At 36.7% G+C, this 2,652-nt stretch carries 3 protein-coding genes; 2 read left to right on the top strand and 1 reads right to left on the bottom strand.

Going from position 1 to position 2,652, the window contains the following annotated elements; translation table 11 throughout:
* Positions 1–127 precede the first annotated feature (127 nt).
* Both NH454_RS22115 and NH454_RS22400 read left to right on the top strand, forming a co-directional pair.
* Positions 128–400 carry a hypothetical protein gene (locus NH454_RS22115; RefSeq protein ID WP_036973967.1) on the top strand — a complete coding sequence of 91 codons (273 nt, stop codon included), beginning with the start codon at positions 128–130 and terminating at the stop codon, positions 398–400.
* A gap of 521 nt (positions 401–921) precedes the next feature.
* Positions 922–2,220: a PAS domain-containing methyl-accepting chemotaxis protein gene (locus NH454_RS22400; RefSeq protein WP_036973965.1), complete on the top strand. Its 1,299-nt coding sequence runs from the start codon at positions 922–924 to the stop codon at positions 2,218–2,220.
* 48 nt (positions 2,221–2,268) lie between these two features.
* On the opposite strand, the gene NH454_RS22100 is transcribed toward NH454_RS22400, so the two are convergent.
* Positions 2,269–2,490, bottom strand: a complete 222-nt coding sequence (locus NH454_RS22100) for a hypothetical protein (protein WP_230237297.1) — start codon at positions 2,488–2,490, stop codon at positions 2,269–2,271.
* Positions 2,491–2,652 lie beyond the last annotated feature (162 nt).

The raw sequence follows: 2,652 nt of genomic DNA, 5'->3' as shown, positions 1-2,652 counted from the left end.
GGCAATCGTAAGACTAGCCGAGTCAAAAGCTCGACTAGCGGTGTCCAACGAAGCGTCAAAAAAGAAAGGTTAGTAGCTTAGGCTATTATCTTGGAAGCTCGATGCCTTTAGGCGCGAGTAGTTCACAATGGCATCGACAGAAAAAGCAGCTGAATTAATGTTAGAGACAGGTGAGTTTTATACAGCCCAATCTCTCGGGAAAGCACTTTCTATTTCAGCAAATAAAGCGAGTGCACTTCTATATAACATCCGTACAACCAATAAGTATAAGACGGTTGATACTGGTGTCCCGAATAGCAAAGTAAAAGTGGTTGCTATATATGGCAGAAAATCCAGCATGAGAAGTTTACAAAAACAAGCTTTGCTGTTTGCCAGACCACCTATGCTTGCAAATGAATGAACTATTTGGAGGGCCTTATGTTATCAGTAAATGATGCAGCCGAATATATGCTTGAAAATGGAGAATACTTCACAGTAAAAAACTTGCTAAGCACTTTGATGTAAGTACCCGTAGAGCTTCAAGTTGGTTAGCGATTATCAAGAATGATGTTAAGTATTGTACAGCAAATTGGGGGGAGTCGGTTAAGCTACTTGGCGTTGGGGATAGAAAAGTTTCTTTGTCGCAATTACAGAAAAAGGCATTAATTTTTGAAAGACCGAAAATTCCAATCGGCGACTAATTATCCTTATAGAATAAGCTACATAATTTATTGTTATGTTAAATTGAGATTAGCTTGCAATGTTATGTAGGTTTTTGTTGGTTTTACAGTAATAGCGTCTTTTTATTTAGAATGTTAATTGAACATAAAAATAAAATGTTAAATTTGACTAGCGTTTATTGTGATTTCTAGTATTTTATTTCTAAACTATTGGTTCTTAATACTCAAATTTTGAGTTAACTCTAAAAAGGGAAGCTACCTAATGTGGTTTACAAATAAAAAATTGTTATCTGAGATAGCTTATCTAAAAGAGCAAACTGCTGAGTATGAAAATATTAAGCAGGAACTGAAAGAAGAGATGCTGTATTTTTTATTAAGTAAAAGTGGGCACATCTTAGAAGCAAATCATCGTTTTGCTGCAGCAATCGAAACTGAAGTTGAGGATCTAAAAGGAGCAAGCATTGAAAGCTTGATCTTAAAAAAGTCATTAAATAAACCTCATACACAAAAATTCTTGTCTGCACTTAAGAAAACTAACCATTGGCATGGTGCTTTACAGTTAAAAACGAAAACTGACAGAGAGTTGTGGCTTAGAAGTATTGTTCAACCTGTAAATGATGATATAGCTGTTTTTTCATCTGAACTCACTCGCACTATCTCTCATTCGAGAGACAAAGAAGATATGCTTGCTGCTCTTAGTCGTTCATCAGCTGTAATCGAGTTTACACTAGATGGAATAATTCTGAGTGCTAACGATAATTTTTTAAATGCAATGGGGTACTCTAAAAGCCAAGTACTAGGTAAGCACCATAGTATCTTTTGCACTCCAGAAGAGGCAAATTCAAATTCTTATAGAGAGTTTTGGTCAGAGTTAAAGTGTGGTCGCTTCATCTCTGATCGTTTTAAAAGAATAGATAGTTACGGCAATGAAGTATGGCTTGAAGCTTCTTATAACCCTATCCATGACGAAAATGGAGATTTATATAAAGTTGCTAAGTTCGCGACTGTCATTACAGAACAAATGAGAAGAGAGCAAGCTATTTCAGAAACAGCTGGCATTGCCTATGATATCTCAAAACAAACAGACTCTGATGCAGAAAATGGTTTAGGTGTTGTAAAGCAAGCCATCTCAACTATGAATGCGCTTTCTAAGAAACTTGAAACTGCGAGCGAAGGCATTAATAAACTTGATGTACAATCAGCAAAAGTCTCTCAGTTGGTTGAAAGTATTAAAGGAATAGCAGATCAAACTAACTTATTAGCACTTAATGCTGCAATTGAGGCAGCAAGAGCCGGAGAACAAGGACGTGGTTTCTCAGTTGTTGCAGACGAAGTAAGACAATTAGCATCAAGAACGAGCTTAGCTACAGAGCAGATAATTAGTGTAGTTGCTGAAAACAAACTACTAACACAGGACGCTGTTACTCAAATTGAAGCTAGTTTAGTAGAAGCCAAAGAAGCTTTGGATTTATCTAATAGTGCAGGTAATATTATCGATGATATTCAAAAAGGCGCAAAAGAAGTCGTTGAGGCTGTAGGCCAATTTAAAACAAACCTTTAATTTAGCTATCACAATTTGAAAGAGACTGAATACTACGACTAAAACAAGTCAGTCTCTGTTATAAATTTCTCTATCGAGTATGGCAAAGCGAGCAACAATGCTTACACCCGTCGACATTTGAATATTTGCTTTCTCTACTGCATCTTTGCAACTATGAAAGAAACCTAAATAAGTGCGGTCTGTTATCAAGTTGAAGTACGGGCATGACTCTGTATGTACCTCATGTTCACCTGTGTTTTGGGCGTTATCGTTAATGTAATAGTGTTCCAAAATTTCTCCTTAAATTATCCATTTTGTTTTATTACACGCGAATTCAAGTCCGAAGTGCACCACTCGCTAAATTAGGCTGCTTTGCGTAATTCATCGAATATTACCGCTGGTTGCCTAAACCCTAGACATTTTCTCGGCCTCGCATTGAGCGCCTTTTCTATG

The sequence above is a fragment of the Pseudoalteromonas sp. Ps84H-4 genome (assembly GCF_024124645.1).
In the GTDB taxonomy this organism is placed as follows: Bacteria; Pseudomonadota; Gammaproteobacteria; order Enterobacterales; family Alteromonadaceae; genus Pseudoalteromonas; species Pseudoalteromonas lipolytica_C.
The sequence above is the reverse complement of the archived record's forward strand: the minus strand, read 5'-3'. Positions and strand labels throughout refer to the sequence as shown.